This window comes from Paenibacillus sp. FSL R5-0527 (assembly GCF_038008055.1).
Classification (GTDB): domain Bacteria; phylum Bacillota; class Bacilli; order Paenibacillales; family Paenibacillaceae; genus Fontibacillus; species Fontibacillus macerans.
The window spans coordinates 876,256-899,009 of sequence record NZ_JBBOYI010000001.1 but is presented as its reverse complement, the minus strand read 5'-3'; the positions used below and the strand labels follow the sequence as shown (position 1 = coordinate 899,009).

21 protein-coding genes are annotated in these 22,754 nt (G+C 51.2%); 1 reads left to right on the top strand and 20 read right to left on the bottom strand.

Annotation, left to right across the window (positions count from 1 at the left end):
* Positions 1 to 112: 112 nt before the first annotated feature.
* The 19 genes from NYE69_RS04125 to NYE69_RS04035 all read right to left on the bottom strand — a co-directional run bounded on the left by NYE69_RS04125 (position 113) and on the right by NYE69_RS04035 (position 20,601).
* The gene (locus NYE69_RS04125) at positions 113 to 1,165 is read right to left on the bottom strand and encodes an ABC transporter substrate-binding protein (protein WP_445744746.1); all 1,053 of its coding nucleotides are present in this window, start codon (positions 1,163 to 1,165) and stop codon (positions 113 to 115) included.
* 434 nt (positions 1,166 to 1,599) lie between these two features.
* On the bottom strand, positions 1,600 to 2,406 hold the full coding sequence (locus tag NYE69_RS04120) for an ABC transporter permease (protein ID WP_340924229.1): 807 nt from the start codon (positions 2,404 to 2,406) through the stop codon (positions 1,600 to 1,602).
* Entirely contained in the window at positions 2,403 to 3,254 is an 852-nt protein-coding gene (locus NYE69_RS04115; RefSeq protein ID WP_328270995.1) for an ABC transporter permease, read from the bottom strand. Before NYE69_RS04115 ends, NYE69_RS04120 begins: the two co-directional genes overlap by 4 nt.
* The gene (locus tag NYE69_RS04110) at positions 3,251 to 4,225 is read right to left on the bottom strand and encodes an ABC transporter ATP-binding protein (protein ID WP_328270994.1); all 975 of its coding nucleotides are present in this window, start codon (positions 4,223 to 4,225) and stop codon (positions 3,251 to 3,253) included. Before NYE69_RS04110 ends, NYE69_RS04115 begins: the two co-directional genes overlap by 4 nt.
* Positions 4,226 to 4,853: 628 nt before the next feature.
* Positions 4,854 to 6,209, bottom strand: a complete 1,356-nt coding sequence (locus NYE69_RS04105) for an FAD-dependent oxidoreductase (RefSeq protein ID WP_340924224.1) — start codon at positions 6,207 to 6,209, stop codon at positions 4,854 to 4,856.
* Positions 6,210 to 6,265: 56 nt separating this feature from the next.
* Positions 6,266 to 7,123 (bottom strand): carbohydrate ABC transporter permease, encoded by an 858-nt coding sequence (locus NYE69_RS04100; RefSeq protein ID WP_340924222.1) that lies wholly within the window; start codon positions 7,121 to 7,123, stop codon positions 6,266 to 6,268.
* Complete coding sequence (locus tag NYE69_RS04095) at positions 7,113 to 8,069, bottom strand: carbohydrate ABC transporter permease (RefSeq protein ID WP_328271443.1); 957 nt, start codon at positions 8,067 to 8,069, stop codon at positions 7,113 to 7,115. The genes NYE69_RS04100 and NYE69_RS04095 overlap by 11 nt, the downstream gene beginning before the upstream one ends.
* 59 nt (positions 8,070 to 8,128) lie before the next feature.
* Complete coding sequence (locus tag NYE69_RS04090) at positions 8,129 to 8,821, bottom strand: hypothetical protein (protein WP_328271444.1); 693 nt, start codon at positions 8,819 to 8,821, stop codon at positions 8,129 to 8,131.
* 30 nt (positions 8,822 to 8,851) lie between these two features.
* Entirely contained in the window at positions 8,852 to 10,153 is a 1,302-nt protein-coding gene (locus NYE69_RS04085; RefSeq protein WP_328271445.1) for an ABC transporter substrate-binding protein, read from the bottom strand.
* A 169-nt stretch (positions 10,154 to 10,322) separates the two neighbouring features.
* Positions 10,323 to 11,087, bottom strand: coding sequence for a response regulator transcription factor (locus tag NYE69_RS04080; protein ID WP_328271446.1), 765 nt, complete (start codon positions 11,085 to 11,087; stop codon positions 10,323 to 10,325).
* Complete coding sequence (locus NYE69_RS04075; protein WP_328271447.1) at positions 11,084 to 12,937, bottom strand: cache domain-containing sensor histidine kinase; 1,854 nt, start codon at positions 12,935 to 12,937, stop codon at positions 11,084 to 11,086. The genes NYE69_RS04080 and NYE69_RS04075 overlap by 4 nt, the downstream gene beginning before the upstream one ends.
* A gap of 340 nt (positions 12,938 to 13,277) precedes the next feature.
* Complete coding sequence (locus NYE69_RS04070; protein WP_340930274.1) at positions 13,278 to 13,631, bottom strand: ankyrin repeat domain-containing protein; 354 nt, start codon at positions 13,629 to 13,631, stop codon at positions 13,278 to 13,280.
* A gap of 368 nt (positions 13,632 to 13,999) precedes the next feature.
* Entirely contained in the window at positions 14,000 to 14,368 is a 369-nt protein-coding gene (locus NYE69_RS04065; RefSeq protein WP_340924212.1) for a hypothetical protein, read from the bottom strand.
* 10 nt (positions 14,369 to 14,378) lie between these two features.
* The gene (locus NYE69_RS04060; protein ID WP_340924209.1) at positions 14,379 to 16,913 is read right to left on the bottom strand and encodes a contractile injection system protein, VgrG/Pvc8 family; all 2,535 of its coding nucleotides are present in this window, start codon (positions 16,911 to 16,913) and stop codon (positions 14,379 to 14,381) included.
* Between the two features lie 78 nt (positions 16,914 to 16,991).
* A complete protein-coding gene (locus tag NYE69_RS04055; RefSeq protein ID WP_340924207.1) occupies positions 16,992 to 17,396 on the bottom strand; it encodes a DUF4280 domain-containing protein in 405 nt (134 codons plus the stop codon).
* A gap of 29 nt (positions 17,397 to 17,425) precedes the next feature.
* On the bottom strand, positions 17,426 to 17,950 hold the full coding sequence (locus NYE69_RS04050; RefSeq protein ID WP_340924204.1) for an imm11 family protein: 525 nt from the start codon (positions 17,948 to 17,950) through the stop codon (positions 17,426 to 17,428).
* 16 nt (positions 17,951 to 17,966) lie between these two features.
* The gene (locus NYE69_RS04045) at positions 17,967 to 18,596 is read right to left on the bottom strand and encodes a hypothetical protein (RefSeq protein ID WP_155619674.1); all 630 of its coding nucleotides are present in this window, start codon (positions 18,594 to 18,596) and stop codon (positions 17,967 to 17,969) included.
* Entirely contained in the window at positions 18,593 to 20,005 is a 1,413-nt protein-coding gene (locus NYE69_RS04040; RefSeq protein WP_340924195.1) for a phage baseplate assembly protein V, read from the bottom strand. The genes NYE69_RS04045 and NYE69_RS04040 overlap by 4 nt, the downstream gene beginning before the upstream one ends.
* Positions 20,002 to 20,601 carry a hypothetical protein gene (locus NYE69_RS04035; protein ID WP_340924192.1) on the bottom strand — a complete coding sequence of 200 codons (600 nt, stop codon included), beginning with the start codon at positions 20,599 to 20,601 and terminating at the stop codon, positions 20,002 to 20,004. The genes NYE69_RS04040 and NYE69_RS04035 overlap by 4 nt, the downstream gene beginning before the upstream one ends.
* A gap of 823 nt (positions 20,602 to 21,424) precedes the next feature.
* On the opposite strand from NYE69_RS04035, the gene NYE69_RS04030 reads away from it, so the two are divergent.
* Positions 21,425 to 21,676 carry a DUF6809 family protein gene (locus NYE69_RS04030; protein ID WP_340930272.1) on the top strand — a complete coding sequence of 84 codons (252 nt, stop codon included), beginning with the start codon at positions 21,425 to 21,427 and terminating at the stop codon, positions 21,674 to 21,676.
* 87 nt (positions 21,677 to 21,763) lie between these two features.
* Here NYE69_RS04030 and NYE69_RS04025 read toward each other — a convergent pair whose 3' ends face one another.
* On the bottom strand, positions 21,764 to 22,525 hold the full coding sequence (locus NYE69_RS04025; RefSeq protein ID WP_340924189.1) for an SIMPL domain-containing protein: 762 nt from the start codon (positions 22,523 to 22,525) through the stop codon (positions 21,764 to 21,766).
* Positions 22,526 to 22,754 lie beyond the last annotated feature (229 nt).

Below are 22,754 nucleotides of genomic sequence, written 5' to 3'. Positions count from 1 at the left end.
CTCTCTACCTGCGCATCGCCCTCTACAATGACCGGAATTTTAAAAAAACAGCGCCACGGTCCCCGCCTCGGGAAATCCATGACACTGTTCCTATCCGTTCCTGCGTCAACCGTTACTCGCGGCCGCTCTTCAATTCCGTCCAGTAGCGGTCGTAAACTTGCAGCTTGTCACCCACATCGCCGAGCCACTCGGTGCGGGACAGCTCATCATTGGTCAAATTGATCATTTTGTCGTTCATATATTCCTGGCTATGGAATTCCGCCGCTTTCGTGTTCGGGTCGCTGTAGCCGATCGCTTCGTAGTTTTTCGCGCTGACTTGCGGATCGAGCATGAAATTGATAAATTTCTCGGCCAGCTCCTTGTGCTTGGAATCCTTCGGAATCGCATAGTTGTCCGACCAGATCGTACCGCCTTCCTTCGGCACCACGTAAGCAACATCCGGATTATCCTTGGCGATATAGGAAGCGTCCCCGGACCATACCGTCGCAATCCAGCCTTCTTCCTGAATCATCTTTTGCTTGATATTGTCGGTGTCGAAGGCCAGCACGCTCGGCAGCAGCTTTTTCAACTCGTCGACAGCCGCGGTGATTTCCGTTTCATTGGTCGAGCTGTTGGAGTAACCGAGCTTTTTCAGCGCCATGCCGATGACTTCGCGGTTGTCGTCCAGCAGGATCACCTTGCCCGCGTATTCGGGTTTCCACAGGTCTTCCCAACTGTTGATTTCCTCTTTCACATACTTCTTATTGTAAGCGATCCCCGTTACGCCGGAAGTATACACGATCGAGTATTTATTCCCGGGGTCGTATGATGGATTTTTATAAGCGTCAGCTACGTTTGCGAAATTCGGAATATTGGCCATGTCCAGCGGAGCCAGCAGGTCCTGCTTGATCATCGTGGCCACCATGTAGTCGGAAGGCTGTATCAAGTCGTAACCGCCCCCGCCGGCTTTGATCTTGGCCAGCAGGTCCTCGTTGTTGGCGAACACGTCGTAATTGATTTTCACATTGTATTCCTTCTCGAATTGCGCCAGCACTTCCTCATCGAAGTTGTCCGCCCAGCTGTAAATGTTCAGCGTCTCCTTAGACGAGCCGCCGCCGCAACCGGCCAGCAGCCCCACCATCATCGTTACCGCCAGCAGCAAGCCGGCCCATTTCATTTTTTTCAATTCTCAGTCTCCTTTCCTCTTCTTTCATCATCTTATTGTTGCGTTGCATTCACTTTTGCCCAAGATTCCCCGAAAGAGCTTCCCGGAACGGATCTAACGGTTGCAGCAGCGGCTATTTGCCGAAAAAAGGCCTTTCCTAAATTCTAAAGGTTGCGAGCGCCGTTATTTGCCTAAATCCAAGCAAAAATTACCGATTTTCGGCGCAATAAGCTCCATGGCAACCGTTACAAATTGAAATCACCGTTTTTGGAACAAATAGCGCTTGTGGCAACCGTTAGAAGTGTTGTGGCTAGACAAATGGATCTTGTGAGATTAGATTTGACACAACAGTATTGGCCTAACTGACGTTCTCCACGGCCGCTATTATGCTCCGATCAAGGTGTTTTGCCCAGATTCATAAGCAATCGCGCACTTGTTTAAGTCTGTCAAAAAACCTAAAACGGCAGCACCGACTGCTTTTTTTGCCCCTTGCCACGGTTTAGCACAAATTGAGCGAGGAAGATCAGCGTTACCGTGACCAGGATCAAAATCGTACATAGCGCGTTAATTTCCGGGGAAATACCCCGTTTCACCTGACCGTAGATATAAATCGGCAATGTTGTCGAATTCGGTCCGCTGACAAAAAAGCTAACCATAAAGTCGTCCAGCGACAGCGTAAAAGCGATTAACGCTCCGGAGATGATGCCCGGCAAAATCTGCGGCAGGGTCACGTGGCGGAACGTCTGCCAGGTCCCGGCGCCCAAATCCTGCGCGGCTTCCTCCAGCTGGCTGCCCATGCCGGACAGCCGGGTCGAGACGACGACGTAAACATATGACAAGCTGAACGTGATGTGTGCGATCATAATCGTTAGTTTGCCCAGCGGCATATGAAGCTGAGTAAACAGCACCAGCAAGGACAAACCCATAATAATATCCGGGACGATAATCGGCATATACAACAGCCCGCCCATACCGGCCTTGGTCCTTCTGCCGACCTTGCGCATGGCCAGCGCGGCCAAAGTGCCCAGCACAGTGGAAACGATCGTGGAAACGACCGCTACGGTCAAGCTGTTGCTAAGCGCCTCCATCACATGCCGGTTGTCGAACAAGGACACGTACCACTCGAACGTAAACCCGCTCCAGTCCGCAGCCAGCCTCGAGCTGTTAAACGAATAGGCGACGATAAAAGCGATCGGCACATAAATGAAAATCATCATGATCAGGGCATGGATGCCCAGCAGCGGATGGCTTTTCGTTTTCATGAGCGCACCTCCCGCGCGGTTTGGTACCTTGAGGTCATCGCCCGGTTGAACAGTCCGATCAGGATCAGCGAGGTGATGACGAAGATCACCGACAGCGCCGAGCCGAACGGCCAGTTACGCGCCCCCAGAAACTGGCTCTGAATGATATTGCTGATCATGGCCGACTTCGCGCCGCCTAAAATGTCCGTGACGACGAACATGCCGGTCGTCGAAACATAAACCAGCACCGCTCCGGTCATAATCCCCGATTTCGTCTGCGGCAGCGTAATATGCCAGAACGCCCGCCAACGCGAAGCGCCCAAATCGCTGGCGGCCTCAAGCAGCTTTTTGTCCATCTGCTCCAGGGCGACATAGATCGGCAGTACCATAAACGGAATAAACGTGTATACCATGCCGAGCAGCACCGCGCCCCGCGTATATAGCATCTGCAGCGGTTCGGCAATCAAACCGAAGTCCAGCAGCAGTTCATTGACAACCCCTTGGGTGCGAAGCAGCAGCACCCAGGCGTAGGTGCGGATCAGGAAATTGATCCAAAAAGGCACCGTAATCAGCACCAGCCCCCAGGTTTGCATGCGCGGCCCGGCGTTCGCAATATAATAAGCCAGCGGATAGCTGAGCAGCAGGCAGAAAACGGTCGTCAGCACGGACAAAACGATCGTATCCCAATAAATCCCCAAATAAAGCGGATCAAAAAACATGGCGTAGGCGTCGAATTTGAAGTCCAGCACCACATTGCCCAAACTGTCGCGGCCCATGAAGGAAATGCCCACGACGATCAGCATCGGAACCACCAGAAACAGGCTCAGCCACAGCAGAACCGGGAGCAGGCTCAGGCTTGATTTTTTCATGGCCCGATGATCACCTCGTCCTCCGGCTTCCAATCCACCCCAACTTGCTCACCGATTTGATAAGGATGGTCATCCGCCGCATCCAGCACGATCGAAACGGTCATCGGCTCGTTATCGAGCTGGACGATCAATTTATGAACGCTCCCCAAATAAAGCACATCCTGCACTTCGCCGGTACTTTTCGCGTTGCCGATGCCGCTGCCGGAGGTGACCCGAAGCTTCTCCGGCCGCACCGCGAACAGCCGCCCGTCCAGCGAAAAGATATTGTTCTCGCCGACAAAGGTGGCGGCGAACAGCGTTGCCGGGGTAGCGTAAATTTCCCGCGGCGTGCCGATTTGCTCCACCCGGCCGCTGTTCATGATGACGATCCGGTCGGACATCATCATCGCTTCCTCCTGATCGTGCGTTACATACACGAACGTGATGCCCAGGCTGCGCTGCAACTGTTTCAGCTCGGCTTGCAGGCTTTTGCGCAGCTGCAGATCGAGCGCTCCGAGCGGCTCGTCCAGCAGCAAAACGCGGGGCTTGTTGGCGATCGCCCGGGCGATGGCCACCCGCTGCTGCTGCCCGCCGGACAGCTGATGCGGATAACGCTTGACAAGTGCGGTCAACTGCGTCATCTCCACCGCCTCTTGAATGCGTTCCTTCTGCTGCTTTGCCGGCATTTTTTTCATTTTCAAACCAAATGCGATATTTTCCTCTACCGTCATATGCGGGAACAAGGCGTAATGCTGGAACACAAGGTTCAAATCCCGGCGGTTGGGAGGCAGATTCGTCAGATCGGTCCCATCCAGCAGAATTTTTCCCGACGTCGGCTGTTCAAATCCCGCTATCATGCGCAAAATCGTCGTCTTGCCGCAGCCGCTCGGGCCCAGCAAGGTCAGGAATTCCCCTTCCTTTATGGTGAGCGATAGCGGATGCACGACAACCTGACCCGCAAAGTGTTTTTCCACCGCAGCCAGTTCAATCATCGATGCATCAACTCCTTTAGTAGTTCTGTCATGGGAAAACGCCCCACGGCGCGCTCCCACAGGAAGTAAAACCGCGTTTAGCGGCGTTTTTCTTATGATAAAAAGACGCGGCAACTTCGAAGCATACACTTACATTTATCTTAAGAAAAAAAAGCCATATCCATTGGTATGGCTTTAGCAGGTTCAGCGATTCATTTTTTGCATATTCACTATACCTTGTTTTGGCGCGGGTTACAACACTTTTCTGGGGATTTTACACAGAGGAGAAGATAGGAAGCCAATGAACATATTGATTTAGCTTGTTGAAATACTCAGGGAGAAATATAAGGGTAAAAAATGGTGCTATTTCGGCGAAATTACCCACTGCGAGCGAAATAGAGGACATTAATGTCGTTATTTTTCCGAATCGTAGTGAATTAGCCGCTTTTTGCACGATCCATTGGAAAATAAGAACAAAAAATTCCGCTAATGGTCAGATCAGGCTCCAACCCGAAAAATAGGGCCATAAAGTGCCGCTATTTTCCGGTGAAAGGTCCCAGACGGGGCCTCGGGCCGCCTGATTTTTTGCATCCAGCCTCCCGCGAATCCGCCTATGGTATAAGAAGGGGGCGGCAGCCCCCGTCCCCCTTCACACAATAGCCCCTTGCGCCTGCAGCAACTCCCGGAGCAGCGCTGCATCCACTTCCGCCGCGGCGATCCCCGCTTTGCAAGCTAGAGCCGCCGCCGTACCCGCCGCTTCTCCCGTAGCCATGCAGCTGGGCGTCAAGCGCGTGGTCGCCAGCGCTTCATGCGTGGTGGAAATGCAGCGTCCCGCCGCAAGCAGATTCACCGGCCCTCGGGCCACCAGGCAGCGGTAAGGAATGCTGTAGGAGCCGTCATTTTCGATGGTAGCCGCCATGACCCCTTTGCCTGACGGATCATGGAGGTCAACCGGATAGCCGCTCTTCGCAATGCCGTCTTCAAAATGCCGTCCCGCCACCACATCCTCCATCGTTAACCGGTACAAACCGTCGATCCGGCGCGACTCTCGGATTCCGATCTGGGGCGCGACCGAAGAAATGGAAGCCTCGGCGAACCCAGGCACCCGCGCTTGCAAAAATTCCGCCATCATCAGCACCTGCCTGCGCCCTTCCTCCTCCGCCAAAGTAAGTTCCTCGACATCGGTCGCGCTTAAGCCTTGAACCCGCGTGCAGTTGATCAGCACCTCGTCCTTCTCCGGCCCGATGAAAAACAGGACCTGATCGCGGTTGATCGGCACCCCGCCAGCCTTCCATTCCTTATAAAAACCGGAAACCCCCGTGAGCGGAATACTTCCCATCTCCAGCTCGGCAAACGGCGTCTTGTGGTAAAAATTTTCGCGATCGGCCAGCATCGCCTTCCGAATCGCCTCCACGTCAACGCCCCGCATCCGGAACTTCATCGTCATCGGCTGCGCCAGCCCGTCGCCCTCGCGCCCCTGCAGCGTCGGCGCTCCCGCCAAATAGGCGACGTCCGCGTCTCCGGACGCGTCGACGAACATCGCACCGCTCACCTTGATCCGCCCCGATTTTCCGGTAAGGGTCACGGACCGGATGTATTCGCCCTCTCGCTGCACCTCGTCGACAAAACTGTGCGAGACGAGCTTCACCCCCGCTTCGCGCAGCATATCAACGGCCAGCACCTTATATATCTCTGGATGGTACGGCGTCAACGTGTGCACGAAGCCAACGGTATCGCGCAGATGGCCGGGCGAGCCGCCGCGCTCCATCAGGCGTTCCACAATCTCCTGGGCGATGCCGCCGATGACCCGTTCCCCACGCTGCGTGTGGAAGGTCATCCAAGGATAAACCCCGGCGGCCGTAGACATCCCGCCGACGAACCCGTACCGTTCGATCAGGATGACGCTGGCCCCCTGCCTGCCGGCAGCGATGGCGGCGGCAATCCCCGCCGGTCCCGCACCGGTAACCACCACGTCCGCTTCCATGATCCGTGTCCTGGTGTGCATTTTTCTTGCTCCTCTCTGTGCTCTTTCCTTAAGTAAACGGAACTACTCTTCCCCCACTATTCCTTCAGTCCCGTCATCGACACCCCTTCGATAAACTGCTTCTGCGCGAAAAAGAACACGATCAGCAGCGGCAAGGTCGCCATAACCGAAGCGCTCATCAGCAGATGCCACGACGTCCCCGACTCGTCGGTAAACAGCGATAATGCCAGCGGCAAGGTCATCAGCTTGCGGTCGTTGATAAAGATCAGCGGATCAAAAAAATCGTTCCAGCTTGTTAAAAACGTGAAAATAACCAACGTAGCGATTGCGGGTTTCGCCAAGGGCAGCATGATCGTGGAATAAATCCGCAGCCGCGAGCAGCCGTCGATCATCGCCGCCTCTTCCAGCTCCTTCGGAATCCCCAGAAAAAACTGGCGCATCACAAACACCCCAAACACGCCGCCCGCGCCAAACACAGGCAAAATAATCAACGGCAAATGCGTATTGATCCATCCCAGCTCCCGCATAAACAGAAACATCGGAATGGCGATAACCTCGTTCGGAATCATCATCGTGCTCAGCAGCAGCAGAAACACCAGGCTTCTCCCCCAGAAAGGAATCCGGGCGAAAGAATATCCGGCCATCGAGGAGAAAAGCACAGTTCCCGCCGTGACCAGAAGGGCGATATACACGCTGTTGCCGTAAAACAGATGGAACGGGATCGTCTCCAGCACATCGGCATAATTCGCCCAGCGTACCGGCGACGGAATCAGCCGCGGCGGAAATACAAACACGTCGGCTGGCTGCTTGAGCGAAGTGGAAACCATCCAGACGAACGGGGTCATCATCACCACCGACACGGCGAGCAGCAGCACATAATGGAATAGGTTCCCGCCTGCCGCGCTATTTCTTTTGGCGAATAGACTAGTTTTCATTCAGAACCCACCTTTTTCTCATCTGCCATTGTACCAGCGTAAGCAGCAGGGTAATGACAAACAGCACATAAGCCAGCGCGGAAGCATATCCGAACTCGAACAGCTTAAAAGCTCGTTCCCAAATCGTGTAGACCAGCACCTTGGTGCTGCCGGACGGCCCCCCTTGCGTCATGACGTAAATTTGTCCGAACACCTTCAGCGAGCCGATAATGGTCATCATTATGGTCAAAAAAATCGTCGGCGTGATCATCGGCACGGTAATCCGGAAAAAGATCCGCATTCTCCCGGCCCCGTCGATCCTGGCGGCCTCGTAGAGCTGGGCCGGAACCTGCTGCAGCGCGGCAATGAACAGCACCATGTTCAGACCGACATTTTTCAGGAGACTGGTCACAATGACTACGGGCATGGCAAGCCGGGTATCGTACAGCCAGGCCGGTCCGGTAATGCCGATCATGCTCAGCAGTTGGTTAATGAACCCGGAATCGGTGGCAAACATGTATTTCCAAACAATCGACCACACCACCAGCGAAGTCATGACCGGAATAAAAATCAAGGTCCGGAAAAAGCCCGCTCCGCGAATATTTTTCGATAGCGGAAGCGCCAGCAGCAAGGCCAACATAATGTTCAGCGGCACAAGCCCGGCGGCAAAGTAAAGCGTATTGCCCAGCACCCGCCAAAATTCCGCGTCCCCCGCGATAGCGCGGTAGTTCTCGAACCCGATGAAGTTAGCCTCGCCCAACAGCGGCCAATCGGTAAAGCTCATATAAAGCGCCATAATCAGCGGGACAAGCAGCAGCAGGACGAACCCCAGCACCATCGGCAGCACAAACAGCCAGCCCGCCAAATTGTCCCCCCGGTTTAAGGCCCCGGCCTTCCTTGTCTTCCGTGCCTCCCTTCCGGGCGAACGGCCGGGCCTTGCCGGTTTTATCGTTTCAAGTGTCGTCATGTCGCTTTTCCTCCTGTCTTTCGGAGCCTCGTGCATAGCAGCCGCAGTATAAGCGCACTCTACAGCCGATCAATCGCATTTCGCAAAGCGGCAACTTCCCGGCGGATTCCCTCCGCTTCATTGCCCGTAACCACCGCCCCAACCAGCAGCACCTTGACGCCGCTATCGGCCAAGGCCGGGATATCCTCCGGGGCGATTTTACGCTGGGTCGGCACAATGACCGGCAAACCGGTGTGTGCCGCGAGCCAGCGGTAATGGAGCAGATCGGCAAGGGTCAGCCTGGTTCCGTATTCATTGCCGGGAACGATGGAAGCCTCAAGCGCGCTCACCCCGAAAGCCCTTCCCCCTTCCACAATGCCCCGGTCGAACCCGCTGTCGATCGCAAACGTTCTGGCCAACCCCGGAGCCCGCAGTAGAAAAGAAGGGTGGTGAAAGGCGTAGATTGAGTAAAAATCAATGCCAAGCTCCGGGAGCCGGGTTATTTCCTCCGGGTTTACCTCTTCCACCGACCCCCCGGGGACGATCCCGAAGGGCCCGTCAAAGCGGGAGCGGATTTCCTTGAAAATGCCGGCATAGCTGTCCAGTGCGCCGAAGCGATTGCCGCTGGCCCGGTGCCCGACGTTGATATGCACTTTCAGACCGTCGGCCCCCGCGGTCAACGCCGCCTCCGCAAGTTTTATATCGTTGGCCGGGAGGCTGACGAACAGCTGCAGCCCCGGCTTTCCGCTTAATGCTTGATCCAAACGATTCATGTCCGTTCCCCCTATGCTCAAAAACTGCCTCTATTTGCTCAGCAGGGCATCCACCTTGCTTTTTACCTCATCCTGAATTTGCTGCGGTTCGCTCCGCCCGGCAAACAGCGCATCAAAGCCCGTCAAAATCTCCGTGTCGATGTTCTGCCAGCGGATATGCCCCGGCTGCACGACCGCTTTAGGCATCTCGTCGATGACCGCCTGCTTGATGTGCCCGGCTTCAGGATTGCCCTCCACGTTCAGGAACTCCTCCGAATTCAGCACCGATTGGCGCGGCGGCACGAAGAAAGCCGAAGTTTTCTGCACGCCCTCTTTGCCGGCCAGGAATTTCAGCAGCTCCTTGGCTTCTTCCGGATGTTTTCCGTCTTTAAACAGCACGTAGCCGGCCTGACCCATCATCGGAACGCTGCCTTTGGAGCCCGCCGGCATCGGCGCGATGCTCCATTTGAAATTTTGAATCTCTCTGGCCTTGGACACAAAGCTGTAGTTGTCGAAAATCATACCGATTTGCCCGGATTCAAAATTAACCTGCTCTCCCGCCTTCGGATGCGAGCCGTCCGTGAACATCATGCGCTTCAGCATCTCCAAGGTTGCAACCCCGTATTGGTCGTTCCAGGTGTACTCCGTCATCTCCGGATTAAACGGCCCGCTTCCGTTCGACCAGGAATATGAAGCGAGAATAATCCATGTCTTCCAGTCGCGGAAAAAGTTAGCCCCGTAAACGTTCGGCGAGGCAGCGCTCGTCTTGATCGCTTTTGCGGCTTCTTCAAACTTTTCCCACGTCCATTCCCCTTTTTCCGCAAGCTCATTTGGCGTACTTAAGCCCGCTTGCTTGAACAAATCTTCGTTGTAGAACACCACGCTGGGCGGAGTGGAAAACGGCAGCCCGTACAGCTTGCCGTCCTGGCGGAACAGCTCAAGCGTCGAAGGGATAATGTCAGCGCTGTCAAAAGCCTCATCCTGAACGATATCCGAGACATCGGCCAGAATGTCGTTGGCCATAAATTGCGGCACCATCCGCTCCGAGACCCAGGCAATGTCGGGCAGCTCCCGGCCTGCCGCCAGCACGGACATTTTTTGCTGATAGTCCGCAAACGGGATCGTGTCGATTTGCACCTCAATATTCGGATGCTGCTGCGTAAAAGTATCGGTCAGCCCCTTGTACAGCTCAAGCTGTGCCGGATTTCCCCAAGTCGCGAATTTGAGCAGGACCTTCTCGCCGCCGGTGCCTCCGTTCTCTTCAGCCGTGTTATTCGGCTGTTCTTGTCCGGCGCAGCCGATCAGCCCCACCCCAAGTGTCAATGTCAACAAACCGGTCAACCATTTTTTCATATACCGCTTCCCCCTCTGCATGGTTTATATTCAGGTTATGAAGTTAATTATATTGACATATGAACATATAAAAAATCACCAAACCTTCAGAAAAGGTACGATTTTTTTAGATTATTCCGAATTTTCGTCCATAAAAAAAGAAATACACAACATAATATGTTATGTATTATTACATTCCTTTTTGTTCACGGTAGGTTCCCGGCGTCATTCCGGTATGCTGTTTAAATACCAGCATAAAATGCTTCGGACTCTGATATCCCGACAAACGGGCGATGTCGTAAACCTTCAATTTCGTCGTCTCCAGCAGCTTGCAGGCGCGCCGGATGCGCGTTTCGGCGATATAATCGGACAAATTCCCGCCTTCCTCTTGCTTAAAAAGCTGGCTAAGATAAGAGGGGTTAAGGTGCACCATATCCGCTAACGTCTGCAGGCGCAAATCGCCGTCGGGATGTTCGGCGATATAAGTCTTCAGCTTGCGGATAATCCTGCGCCCCTCGCTGCTTGACGGCCCTCCGCCCGGCTCGCTTTCGGGCCCGGCTTCACCCGCATCTCCATTTGAAGGATTCAAGGTTAGCCGAATCTTGTCCAAAGCAGCCGCAAAATCCTTACGGTCTATGGGCTTCAACAGGTAATCGGCGATCCCGAATTGCAGCGCCTTTTTCGCATAAACAAAATCTCCGTAGCCGCTGACAATGACGATCGGCATACCATGGCCCGCGGCCCGCAGCTTTTCCACCATCTGCAGCCCGTCCATTTCCCGCATCCGGATATCCGTAATGATTGCATCCACTACATTGCGTTCCAGGTAAGCCAGTGCCTCCTTGCCGTGAGCGGCTTCGCATACGACCTCAAAATCGGGGGCCGCGCGGCCGATCAAATCGCGAATTCCTTTACGGATAATATCCTCGTCCTCCACCAGCATAAGCTTGATCATCCGATGCCGACCTCCTGCTCCTTTTGTGCCACGAACGGCAGTGTTATGGTAAAAGCCGTGCCTTGCCCCAAGCTTCCATCGATTTCGAAATCGCAGTCGCTGCCGTAAATCAGCAGCAAGCGCTGCTTGATATTTTTAAGCGCCACTCCATGACCGTGTAACGGCGTCGCCGGCATTTTTGCTGCAGCAGTAGCTCCAGCCTCCTCCAATGAACCCCACAGTGCCGCCAACTCCTCCTCCGACATGCCCCGCCCGTCATCGCTGACGGTCAGCAGCACTACACCTTCAAAGCGTGCCGCAGTTACGTAAACCGTTCCCCCTTGCTCACGGTCCCCGATCCCGTGCATAATCGCATTTTCAATCAACGGCTGCAGCAGCAGCTTCGGAACCAGGCAATCCTCCAGCCCTTCTTCGATATCAAACATAGCCCGCAGCCTGGAACCGTGACGCATTTTTTGGATGTGAATATAGGATTCCGCCGTCTCAAGCTCCTCGCCAAGCCGGATGAGGCTTTGATCCTGCTCCACCGCGCTGCGGATCAGCCTGCCCAAAGCCGTGGTCATTTCCGAGACGTCCTCATTACCATGCTGCCGGGCTAGCATGCTGATCGACTCCAGCGTATTATAAATAAAATGGGGATGGATCTGGCTTTGCAGGGCGGCCAATTCCGCCTCTTTTTCCCTCATGCCGAGTACGTACACCTCATGAACGAGCCGATCGATTTCTTCCACCATGCGGTTAAAACCGGAGCCAAGCCGGCCGATTTCATCCTCGGTCACCGCCGGCACGCTCTGTTTGAAATCGCCGAGCTCCACAAGCCGCATTTTCCTTACCAGCGTTCCAAGAGGTTTGGTCAGACGATAGGAGAAATAGGTGGCAAAAGCCCCGGCCAAAGCGAGGCAGACCATACCGGCGAGAAGCGTAAAATTGCGAAGTTCCTTGGTCTCCACAAGCAAGGACGCCACCGGAATATAGCTGACGATATTGATATCGGAATATTTTGAATAGTTGGAGACGACCAAATACTCGTTCCCCTCCATATTGAGGAGCTGGCTGGCCGTTTCCGAACGTCCGGAAAGCTCGCGGATACGATCCGGGAGCAGCTTGGACGTCTCCGTATCCTTCTCCGCAGGCGCCGTATAGAACAGTTCTTCCCGGCTGTTTTGCACCACGATCCCGCCGTTTTCCTCCATCCTGGCATTATCGACAAGCTGCTTGAACAGCGTCTGCTTCAAATCGATTTTGACTAACCCGAGCGTCCGGTTTGTATTGGGTTCACGGATCAAGCGGGCTACGGAAAAATAACTCTGATTGCCATCCAGATAATAAGAGGGCCGATGCGGCGGAAGCAGCACCCAGGCACCCCTCGCCTCCTCCACCCTGGAGTACCAGGGCTGCCGCTCCACATCCGTGTAAGCAGCGATCGCGCTCGGAGCCAGGCTGGAGAAAGTGTAACCGTTTCCCGCAAAAATCTGGATGCTGTCGATTTCCGGCCTGTCGAAGGTCATGCTGGCGATATAAAGCTGCATTTTGGAGCGCTCCTCCACCGTGGGCTGCTGATGCAGGCTGTCCTCCCCCCTGTACTTGCGCAAGATGGACAATACCCCCGAATCGTATACAGGCATCAACGTCAATCTCTGCATCTCCATCAGCGTCCGATCCAAATTCCGGTTGATTTGATCTACCAATTGCGCGGTATAATCTGAGGTCCTCCGTTCAATAGAACTGGAAAAATCCACATACGTCGCCACGCCCTGCAGACTAAGCGGAATCGAAATGAGCAGCAGAAAGATCAGCAAAATTTTAGCGCGAAGACTCCAAGATTTAAGCGGCTTGAACCGGAAAGACACGCTGTCCACACCCCTTCCGCCGGTCCTGTTTATTTTCACTCCATTGTACAGGAACATGGTGGGGATGACTATGGGATTGTCCCCGCTCTTTCGCCGCTTGTGTTCCCATGCATGCTAAAAAGCCCCCTCTCCGCATCGGGAAGAAGGGGGGCTTAGCCGTTGTTATGATTCACAAAATATAGACTTCTGAGTCACTCTTAGGTTGTGTATAAATAGCTTCGACTGTAGACATGGACTCAAGAATCCTCAGTTGATCCGGGCTAGCCAATAAGGGCGGACCAAGAACCTCCAATGCTGGTGGTATGTTTGTCAAGTTTTAAATGGAGCTTCTGCATGATGCTTATTGATTAATATATCCCTCAAGTAATTCAACAATACGATCTTGTTTACAGCGTTCCGCCAAAGTAAATGCATCCATATTTTTCATGAATTCATTTGTATATTTTACATTAGCATCTATTCCATTTTCCAACAATATCTTAGATGCTTCATAATTACCTTTGCGAATAGCAGTAAAAAGCGGATTTGATTTAGGAGTACTCACATCAATCATAATATTATAGGTTAACAACAGTCTAACAATTTCATTTTCAGATTCAGCAACTGCATTATTCAATTCAATGCCACTGAATTTATTCAAATCGGCCCCTAATAAAATTAAATCTTTTACCAATTGTACATTTCTTGATTTAATTGCAAATTTAATAATGATCCGTCCTTTGTAATTATGTTACAAAAAGTAGAATGATCATAAATTAATTTTCTATCATTATTTAAGACACCGTTCCTTAGTTTTTCAGAGATAACTACTATATCGTCTGGTTCTCCCCATAAAAAGTCAATATTGAGAGTATTATTGCAATCACGATTAAAGCGACTAGATATATCTCTTATAATTTGTTCTACATTCATATCATTACGCTTAATATTTAAAAAATATCGATTCACCTCGAGCAAGTAGAACAAAGGTTATGTTGGTAGTGATGAGGTAGAGTGGTTCATTCGGCACTGGGTAGCTCGGATTGGAAACAAACCGAGCAAAGCCATTAAAATGCTACAATCTTATTTCTTTAACTTTATTTCTATTCCATTTTCCTTAGCTTTAGTTACTAACATTTCTGCTTCTTCGGCTAAAAGCCCGTCTAGCACCCATTCCTTAGTATTCTTTAATTTATTTAATAATTCGGTATTTGTTACCTTTCCTAATGGTGGATATATTTTTTTCAGAATTGCCAACTGTTTGACTAATGATACATCTTGCTTCCACTCTATATTAACTTGGTAATATTTTACACCATCAACTCTTTCCGGGAAATAATCCCCTACTGCTTCTACAACTTCATTTGTGAGAGAGTTACGATACGTGAAGAGTGTACCCTCTTTTTTTATTAATTCAAGCTCAGATTTGTTATTACTTTCATCATGTGTCATAAAGTCACCTCTATTTCAGTAATTTCTTATAGGCTGGGTGGGAATTAATAAAATTCCAAATCTCTTCCTCTGTTCTAAGAAACCATGTCTTATCAACATTCCTTTGGGCAATAAATGCTTCAAATTCAGATTGTTTGGTATAGTTCCTAGAATTAAGTTTTTGCATCCAATGTTTCACTTCGTGAGCAGTAATTCCGGCAGCTCTTTCTGGAGTTGTAGCATATTTAGTGTAAATTTCCACCTTTCTTGAATTAAAGAAATACTGCCCACCCACACCAGTTGGCCCTTTTTCTTTAATTGTAAAATCTACCTTTCCACGCTTTAGTAATGAGAGTGTTGCATAAGCATCCCTCGAACCATTTTGTCTGAGAGCTCTTATAATACTTTCGTAAGATACTTCTGTTGATTCTGCTGCTATCTTACCAGGATGTGCACTTGGTGCAACATTACCCGTCCACTCAGGAACCTTCTTCGGCCCATCCTCCACATCCGGTTTACGATTATTATTAACCTCCAACTCCTCGATAGGAGTCGGCCTGTTCAATGTGGTCGTATTAGGCTTAATTCCTTTTTGGAAAAGGCCTTGTATAGCGTTCTTAACAGGTTTGAAAAGTACTAATGCCCCGGAGAACATTGCGCCATAAGCACCGGCAGTCATAGCATCCGAAAACGCAGGTCTTCGTCCATTGATGGATTCCGTCAATACATAGTCAGTATATCCACTGGCAAAACCGGTAGCAAGCATGCCTGTATAAGCACTCGTTAGCTGACTAGCAGTCATCGGAGCCAAACTAGATGAGGCCCCGCCAATAGGGCCAAAGAGTCCGCCGGTTACAGCTCCGACAATCCCCCCGGTTACCGCGCTCCTCAAGTAGGTAGCACCGCTGCTCAGTTCGCCGCGGGCCAAGTCGCCGACGGCGGTTGCGCCCACGGCGGCAATGGCTCCGCAAGCCGCGCCCATTAATATGGCTCCGGCGACTCCGCCGGTCACCACAGTAGCGGCGACCACCAAAGCGACGACCACGACAACGGCCACGGCGGCCAAAACTGTATCGAAGAGGCCCCAGCCCTTCTTTTCTTCCTTCGGCGGCGTATAGGTCTGAATATCGTCATCATATTTGGAATAGGTTGTCCGGTCAGCTCCAACCAATTTGACCTGGCTTCCCAATACATGGTACTCGCTTTCCAGCGTAAACCCGCTCTGCTTACTTAATTTCTTGGCCAAAATCATATTGGTCGTCCGGAAGACAACTCGCTTGGGCGTATATAGCGAAATCTCCTCACCGGCGTTCATCATAAGCTTCCGATGGCTCGTCAGGGTAACACCTGCCGCGTCGTCAAAGCTAATCTTTAACGGCTCTTTAGAGCCGCTCACGATATTGATCGCAGTCGGCGTCATTTCAAGCTCGCTGCCATGTTCGGTACCAAAGTAGCGGTTTTGCGGATTCCCCGTTTTGCTGCAGTCCTCTCCATTGGTACGTACACACCCGATGACTTTCGCCTTACTTCCGGCATCATCCGGAAAGTAAAGACTGGCCGTCGTACCCTTCTGGGGCATCGAATACATCACATTCCCCGTTGGCGGAGCAAAAGGGAACCAATAAGCCGCGGCCGGCGGCTGCTCTTCATCGATTTCCAGATGCAGCTTGACCTGCTGGCCTTTGACATCGAGCACCTTGCCGTTCAGCGAGACGCCAACCAGTTGACGATTCCGGATCCGGTTTTGGCGAATCCCTTCGCTTCTCGATAATCGGTAAGTATACATCAGTTGGCCCTGATCCATGCCGGCTTTTAATTCGCTAATCACCAGCGGTTTCTCGCGAAAAAGAACCTCATCGCCAATCGAGTAACGCTCCCCCGTTCTTACCTCATAAGTAAAAAAGTCCGTAGAATGCAACGGGGATGAACCCGCCTCCATAGCCTCCTGATAGGCGAGCAAATCTTTGCTTGCCGTATACGGCAAATCATCCGGAAGCCGAAAGCTGTTCCTGCTGGGCACCCCGATGTAAAGCCGCGGTTTGGCTTCGGAAATGTCACTGAACAAAACCGTCTCAAAATGACTCGCCATCCGTTTCAGAAACTCCCAATCCGTTTCGTCATATTGGACAATAGGTTGGCCAATAGGTTCTTTATCGCCGATCAATTGAATCACATCGGACCCGGCATAGACTTTCAACACATTTCGCACAAGCTCGCCATAGGTCATCCGGGAATCCTGAAAAGACCTGCGCCGCTTCTGGACATCCAGTTGGCTTGTGCCGGAAACGGCCTCCACCTCGACCACATAAACCCCGTTGTGATGCTTGGTCTGTACGGCGGAGATCAGGCCGCTAAACATTTTGCCCTTCCCTGATTCCTGGCTTGCAAAAACCTCAATCCGATCCTCCGCAGAGGCTTTGAGCACCGCATTTGTCTGATCCTGATCATCGGCAACACCACGGATGAACAACCGCCCATGCTCATTCGGCTTGCATTCCATTTGAATATCTTGAACGACCTTAATCCGGTACGGTGATGCAACGCTTATGCTTTCATACCCTACCATATCCACTAGCCCCCGATCGCATAACTTGTCATGCTGTCCGTCGCCTCCGCTTGTACGCTGAATGTTTGCTGCGTTATATTAATCCGCTTCCTGTTGGCCGCTGCTGTTAAACCGGATCGTCCCGCCTAACGAGCAGTGTAATTCCGACTCCGTAGTCAACGCCGGTTTCTCATCGACCTTGGCCTGCTCTTTGGTTTTCTCCCATTTCCCACCAGCCAACAAAGCAAATTTACAAGGTTTCCCTTGAATTTCTTTACCATCCATTGAGATCAAATAAACCGTCTCGCCGCTCTCATTTTTCGGACTGTCGCATGTCCCGAAGCTCGAAATATTCACCTCGGGAACGCAGTCCGCTTCATTCATCATCGGCTTGTCGTTAACAAAAGCCCCATGGCTTTGCGGTAAATTCAGCCTCCGGACATGCGAACCGCATTCGCAAAAAATTTTTGCGCCGCGAACCGCATACTCGTACTTATCCATCATTTCTCGCCCCTTTCACACCAGTATTTAGTTCACTCTACAGCAACCTTCTTCAAGCTGACCCCGACCAAATCCCGTCGCATGATGCTCTCTGCCACATCCAAGCGGACCATGATCAGAGGTTTCTCGCTTTCCCGCACGCGGAATATCCGTTTCTTCGCCACTTTTTCGCCTTGAAGCACCAGCTTCTTGATCACGCTGCGATCTGCGTTAAATTCACTACGCGGACTTAGCGCTTCCACTTCCTCAAAAAAAGGCAGAAAGTACAGGGTCTGCTTGCCGTTAAAATGATCCATGAGCGGAATATGCTTGAACATGCAATCCGGCTCGTACATGGCAATCAGCTTCTTCAATGGCTCTGACACCAGGAAAAGCTGATCGCTGAGCAGATCCGGGTACTCGGTCTCGGAAGTGGCCTTCACCTGAAAGATGGTCGTATCCGCGATGTGGTGGGCTTGCAAACGATTCATATGGCGGATATCGATTTTTTGCCGAATATGTTGTAAGACGGGTACATCAGCATAACGTTCATCCTGTTGCATCACAAAGAAATCCATGGCTTGCCTCCTCCCATCACGGCTCCTCCGCGATCCCTGCTGGTCCTGCTTCCGGCTGCCCGTAAATGACCTCGCTGCGATCCCGATATTCTCCCGCAAAAATGCAAAGATTTGGCTTCTTCGCCAGCAGCTTGTAGCCTTCACAATCGAGAACGGCCGGAACCATACTTCGCATAAACTCGATAGCGACCAGATGATAACGCTCCGCTTCCATTTGCAAAATCCGCTCAATGTCCATTGACGATACTTTCCGGGCATAGCTTGATTTGAGCTGGTCCAGCTCCCGCATTCTTTGAAATAATGGAGCGAAAATGAACTCGGCCTGCCAGTTCAAAGAACACTCTACCGGATCAAAAAACCAGCGTTCATCATAAAGGTCGATCCGGTAGTCAGCCTGATGCTCCTTTACACTTGTACGCAGCAAAGAAAGGTAGATAAACTGGATTTCTCCCTTCACTCCCGTATCTTGAAACCCGGCGCCCTTTCGGCAAACCGCGTCCATGACGCCGGCGAATCCCGCTTTAATGGAGTCTTGATTTTGAATAAAGGTCTCTGAAATCGTCTCCAAGTCTCCCTGCCAACGATCCAGCACATGATTCTCCAAAAACAAACCCAGCGCCTCTTCACGGCTCATGACCGAACTCATTTGATATTCACCCGGCCCCCGGTAAACGTCACCTCGTCCTCCACTTTCAGCGACGTGTTCCCTTGAATGAATTCAATACCCGACTCCCCTTGAATCAGAATCTTGGCGCCGCCGGTGATTTCGATATCCTCCATGGCCGTTAGCGAAATTTTCTTGTCGCTGTTAATTTCAATCCCGCCTTCGTCGGTGAGCCTCATCAACAGCTGGCCTCCGCCGATAATTTCAACCGCACCGGGTTTAAATACAATTTCTTTTCCGTATTTGGTGCTGATGCTCTTCACCGCCGGATCGCTTCGTTTCTGCGGATTTGCCGAATCCGTATCGACCGAGCTTGCGGCAAAAGCATGTTTCTCCTGCTCATCCGGAAAATAAAGCCGCACCTCGTCCCCTACTTCCGGCATGCAATACCAGCCGCTCCCGTCCGGCGAGGAATACACCGTGGAATACGCAAACCACATGGCTTCACTTACCGGCTGATCCTGATCGATATGCAGCTTCACTTTCACTTTATCTTTGGCCACGTCAAGGATCGTCCCGAATAACGACGTTCCCGCAAGCGCATAAGGATATTCCGTGCGGCAGCGTAAGCCTTTGGCATCTTTTAAATCATATAAACTGCTCAGCACACCGTTCTCCAGCTTCGTCTCCACCCGGCCGACATACCATGTCCGCCCCTGAAACGTTACGGCATCGCCTAATTCCAACAGCTTGTGGCTGGCTACCGTGTAACTGATGCTGTTTTGCTCCGAAATATCCCCAACACCGTTCTCGGACTTCAGTTTGTAATCTTGCAAATCTTTTTTCATGGAGTAGTTATATTCATCCAGCTTCCGGGGATTATCGCCACCCGGCACTCCCACATACAGCTTGACGCCGGGCTGGGAGCTGACCGGAACCAGAGGAGCATGAAAATTCGAAGCCAATCTCCGCAAAAACGCCCAATCGGTCTCTTGATATTGAACCAGCAGGTCGTCGATGGTTTTGCCTTGAGACGCTTCATCGATGAGGTCCGAATCGGGATAGCTTGCGATCAAGCGGTGGAATAAACTTTTATAAGTTAACGTTTTGTTCTGAAAAGATCGAGTCTGCTTGCGAATGTCCATCAGGGCTGAGAGACTATGCGCCTCTATGGTAATGCTTCTTACGCCCCGAGTGGCCTGAACGGAAATATTCGTAATGACCCCGTAAAACAGCGGGATCGGTTTGTCCTGATCCTGAACCGCCACCTGAATGGTATCGCTGGCCTCCGCTTGTTCTATGTACTTATCCTTCAGGTCTTCGGAAATAATGCCGCTGAGGAGCAGCTTCCCATGGTCGTTCATCGGTTTATGGATGACGAGTTCCGTAATTCTCTCGAACTTGTAATGGGACACCACGATATGGGCCGATGTATAAACCGCTTCACTCATACTTGCGCCCCTCCCTCATCCTCCGCCTTGACCGTAATGCTGCGAATAGCCTGATACGCGATATCTCGCCAATCCGGGTAGTCCTCATACCGGCAGCAAAAAGTTCCCATCAGGATCTTGCCGGCAAATTCCAGGAAATACATGATATTAAACAGGGCACCGTCAATCACCATATTTTTGAACTCAAAGTATCCCAACGTTTTCCCGCCGACGGTCTCTACCCCGCTGTTATAGAAAATATGGGAAGGATTCGATTTTTGAATCATCGTTTTCATGTCCGCTGCGAGCTCTTCGACCATCTCATCTTTGAGGTCAATTTCGACCCGATTCAGCGTAAAGTTTACGGCCCCCGCCTCGTCGCTTCTTATAATTTCGGGCCGCTGCTCATACGGATACTTGATGGAGCGGAATTCCTTGGGCATCTCTTCAAAGTCAGCAGGAAGGTAGAGGGAAAGCTTATCCTCATAAAAAGACTGCAACGTAAATTCATAATACTGATTGCCAATTTTTACCGGTCCGTCCGTAATCGAACGGGGAATCATGGATTGCTCCACCTCATTGATAAGTTGGGTAATCTTTTCATCCATAAACGACATCCCTGTTCCTCCTTCTGCTTCCAAAGCATCAATTTTGTGAAATTAGACCATCTATCCCTATATTTCGGAAATATTCTTCGGTAAATTAACCCAGTCCCATACAAATAACACCAAATCGAAAAAAATCACCCTGACCGGCGGAGCTTCCGCTCCGGGGTCAGAGTGATTTGGACTTTCTATATGGATTCCGATCTTGAACTTCTACAGACGGAGCACGAATAAAATCTTAGCCTTGACAAAGCTGTAAACCACTGCGGCCTATTTATTTCGCCCTTTCAGATGGCGGGCAAAAGCATACCTGACCGGCTGGCGCTGACCATTAATTGCAAATCATACAACTAACTTTACATCCATTTCCCGAATCATTCGTTTAATTGCATTTCATGCAGCTATTTCCTCGTTTTTAGCCTCATTCCTCGAAAGATAGCGGAGTAACTGCAGGTTTTACACTTAATCAGGCGCTGTGGCAGCAATCCGGATAAGTAATTGTACATTTTGCAACTATTCCAATTCAACCATGGACCAAGAAAGAATGGACGGTTGTTTTTTTGTCACAAAAATTCCCAATTTATATTTAATATCAAAGTTGGCAATTCGTAGCTACAGATCTACACTTATCTTGTAGCTACGAATTGGAGGTGATATGTTGGTAGCTAAGAAGAAACCGGAGCCGAAAACGGACAATCCTATGGATACTATGCTGCGTGTTCGGGTAGATAAGATTACACTGATAAAAACTGGATGACAGCGCAAAAAAGTTAAATACCTCACGTTCAGAAATCATCCGAAAAGGTATCCATAAGATCCATGACGACCTCAAAAAATAAAAGGAAGCGGCGCACTCTCTCTCAGAAATCCAGAGTATCGTCCTTTAAATCGTAAAATATCCGATACAATACTTATGTGGAAAGACAAGCTGTCTGAATACGATTTTCAAGAGCTCGAAGAATTGTTGGACTTACGCTCCCAAGCGGATTCCATGTACGCCGAAGCGTCCTTTGTATACGGTTTTAAGCTTGCTTTATGGATCATGATTGAAGTGATGACCGGAGAGACGGAGCTTATGCTTAAGTAAGATTAAAGCCTGCATATACCAAGAGATTTGCATAAAAATGGAGCCGCCTCCGTCAAACACACGGAGGCGGCTCCTTCTATCGCAGCCTTACTTCATCTCATAAACCACGTTAACCGTCGTCCGCAATTCGATTTCTCCTGCTTCTACGGGCGTACTTCCCGCGCTGTCCATGGCAGCCTCGTTAACCGCCTTGTACTGCACCGAAATGCTCGGCATGCTGGCGTTCTCCAGGCTGATGCTTACTGCCTGGCCCAACGTGCGGCCGGCCGCTTTGACAAGGATGCCCGCTTTCCGGCCCGCATCGGCCATTGCTTTTTGGATGACTTCCTCTTCGTATTGCTCCGGTTTCTCGGCGCCAAAGCGAATGTCGTCGATTTGATTGGCCCCCGCAGCGGACGCCGCATCCAGGAGTTCCCCCACTTTATCCAGATTGCGGTAGGTCACATCCAGCGAATAACGGGCCGTATACCCGTTGATGGATTCCGCTCCTGTTTTATCGTTATACGTATAATCGGGGCGGACTGAGAATTGGCCGGTTTGGATGTCTTTTTCGTTAATGCCCCAAGTTTCCTTGAGCAGTTTGGTCAGCTTGGCCGCTTTCTCGCCGTTCGTTTTCTGCGCTTCCTGGGCCGTTTTCGCTTTGGTGACGACGCCGATGGACAAATAAGCCACATCCGGCTTTACGGTAATCTCGCCTTTTCCTTGAACGCTGACTACGTTGGTTTGAAAATTGCTCTCGGCGGCATTGGCCGTTCCGGCCAACCCCCATGAACCGTTAACGTATGCCCCTCCCATCAACAGGGAACCGGCAATCAAAATGGACGCAGCAGGCTTTAACCACATTTTCATAACTCATGACCTCCAATGGTGGTGGATTTTAACTACTAAACGCGCCCCGCGGACAAATGTTGCAGCATATGAAAATAATCGGCGGATAAATTTCGCTCCGGCTGCCCCTTGATTTGAAAACCCTTATTTTTGCGGATATAAGTGCAGCTCCTTTAAACGAGGTCGAGCGAGGCCGTCATTCTAGCTATGATGAACGTAAACAAAAGACAGCCCTCCATATTGCTACATC

Coding starts and splice junctions, on each gene's coding strand:
- NYE69_RS04120 (WP_340924229.1), bottom strand. CDS start 2,406: ATGAAAACGAAAAGCCATCCGCTGCTGGGCATCCATGCCCTGATCATG.
- NYE69_RS04115 (WP_328270995.1), bottom strand. CDS start 3,254: ATGAAAAAATCAAGCCTGAGCCTGCTCCCGGTTCTGCTGTGGCTGAGC.
- NYE69_RS04110 (WP_328270994.1), bottom strand. CDS start 4,225: ATGATTGAACTGGCTGCGGTGGAAAAACACTTTGCGGGTCAGGTTGTC.
- NYE69_RS04105 (WP_340924224.1), bottom strand. CDS start 6,209: ATGCACACCAGGACACGGATCATGGAAGCGGACGTGGTGGTTACCGGT.
- NYE69_RS04100 (WP_340924222.1), bottom strand. CDS start 7,123: ATGAAAACTAGTCTATTCGCCAAAAGAAATAGCGCGGCAGGCGGGAAC.
- NYE69_RS04095 (WP_328271443.1), bottom strand. CDS start 8,069: ATGACGACACTTGAAACGATAAAACCGGCAAGGCCCGGCCGTTCGCCC.
- NYE69_RS04090 (WP_328271444.1), bottom strand. CDS start 8,821: ATGAATCGTTTGGATCAAGCATTAAGCGGAAAGCCGGGGCTGCAGCTG.
- NYE69_RS04085 (WP_328271445.1), bottom strand. CDS start 10,153: ATGAAAAAATGGTTGACCGGTTTGTTGACATTGACACTTGGGGTGGGG.
- NYE69_RS04080 (WP_328271446.1), bottom strand. CDS start 11,087: ATGATCAAGCTTATGCTGGTGGAGGACGAGGATATTATCCGTAAAGGA.
- NYE69_RS04065 (WP_340924212.1), bottom strand. CDS start 14,368: ATGACACATGATGAAAGTAATAACAAATCTGAGCTTGAATTAATAAAA.
- NYE69_RS04060 (WP_340924209.1), bottom strand. CDS start 16,913: ATGGTAGGGTATGAAAGCATAAGCGTTGCATCACCGTACCGGATTAAG.
- NYE69_RS04055 (WP_340924207.1), bottom strand. CDS start 17,396: ATGATGGATAAGTACGAGTATGCGGTTCGCGGCGCAAAAATTTTTTGC.
- NYE69_RS04050 (WP_340924204.1), bottom strand. CDS start 17,950: ATGGATTTCTTTGTGATGCAACAGGATGAACGTTATGCTGATGTACCC.
- NYE69_RS04045 (WP_155619674.1), bottom strand. CDS start 18,596: ATGAGTTCGGTCATGAGCCGTGAAGAGGCGCTGGGTTTGTTTTTGGAG.
- NYE69_RS04040 (WP_340924195.1), bottom strand. CDS start 20,005: ATGAGTGAAGCGGTTTATACATCGGCCCATATCGTGGTGTCCCATTAC.
- NYE69_RS04035 (WP_340924192.1), bottom strand. CDS start 20,601: ATGTCGTTTATGGATGAAAAGATTACCCAACTTATCAATGAGGTGGAG.
- NYE69_RS04025 (WP_340924189.1), bottom strand. CDS start 22,525: ATGAAAATGTGGTTAAAGCCTGCTGCGTCCATTTTGATTGCCGGTTCC.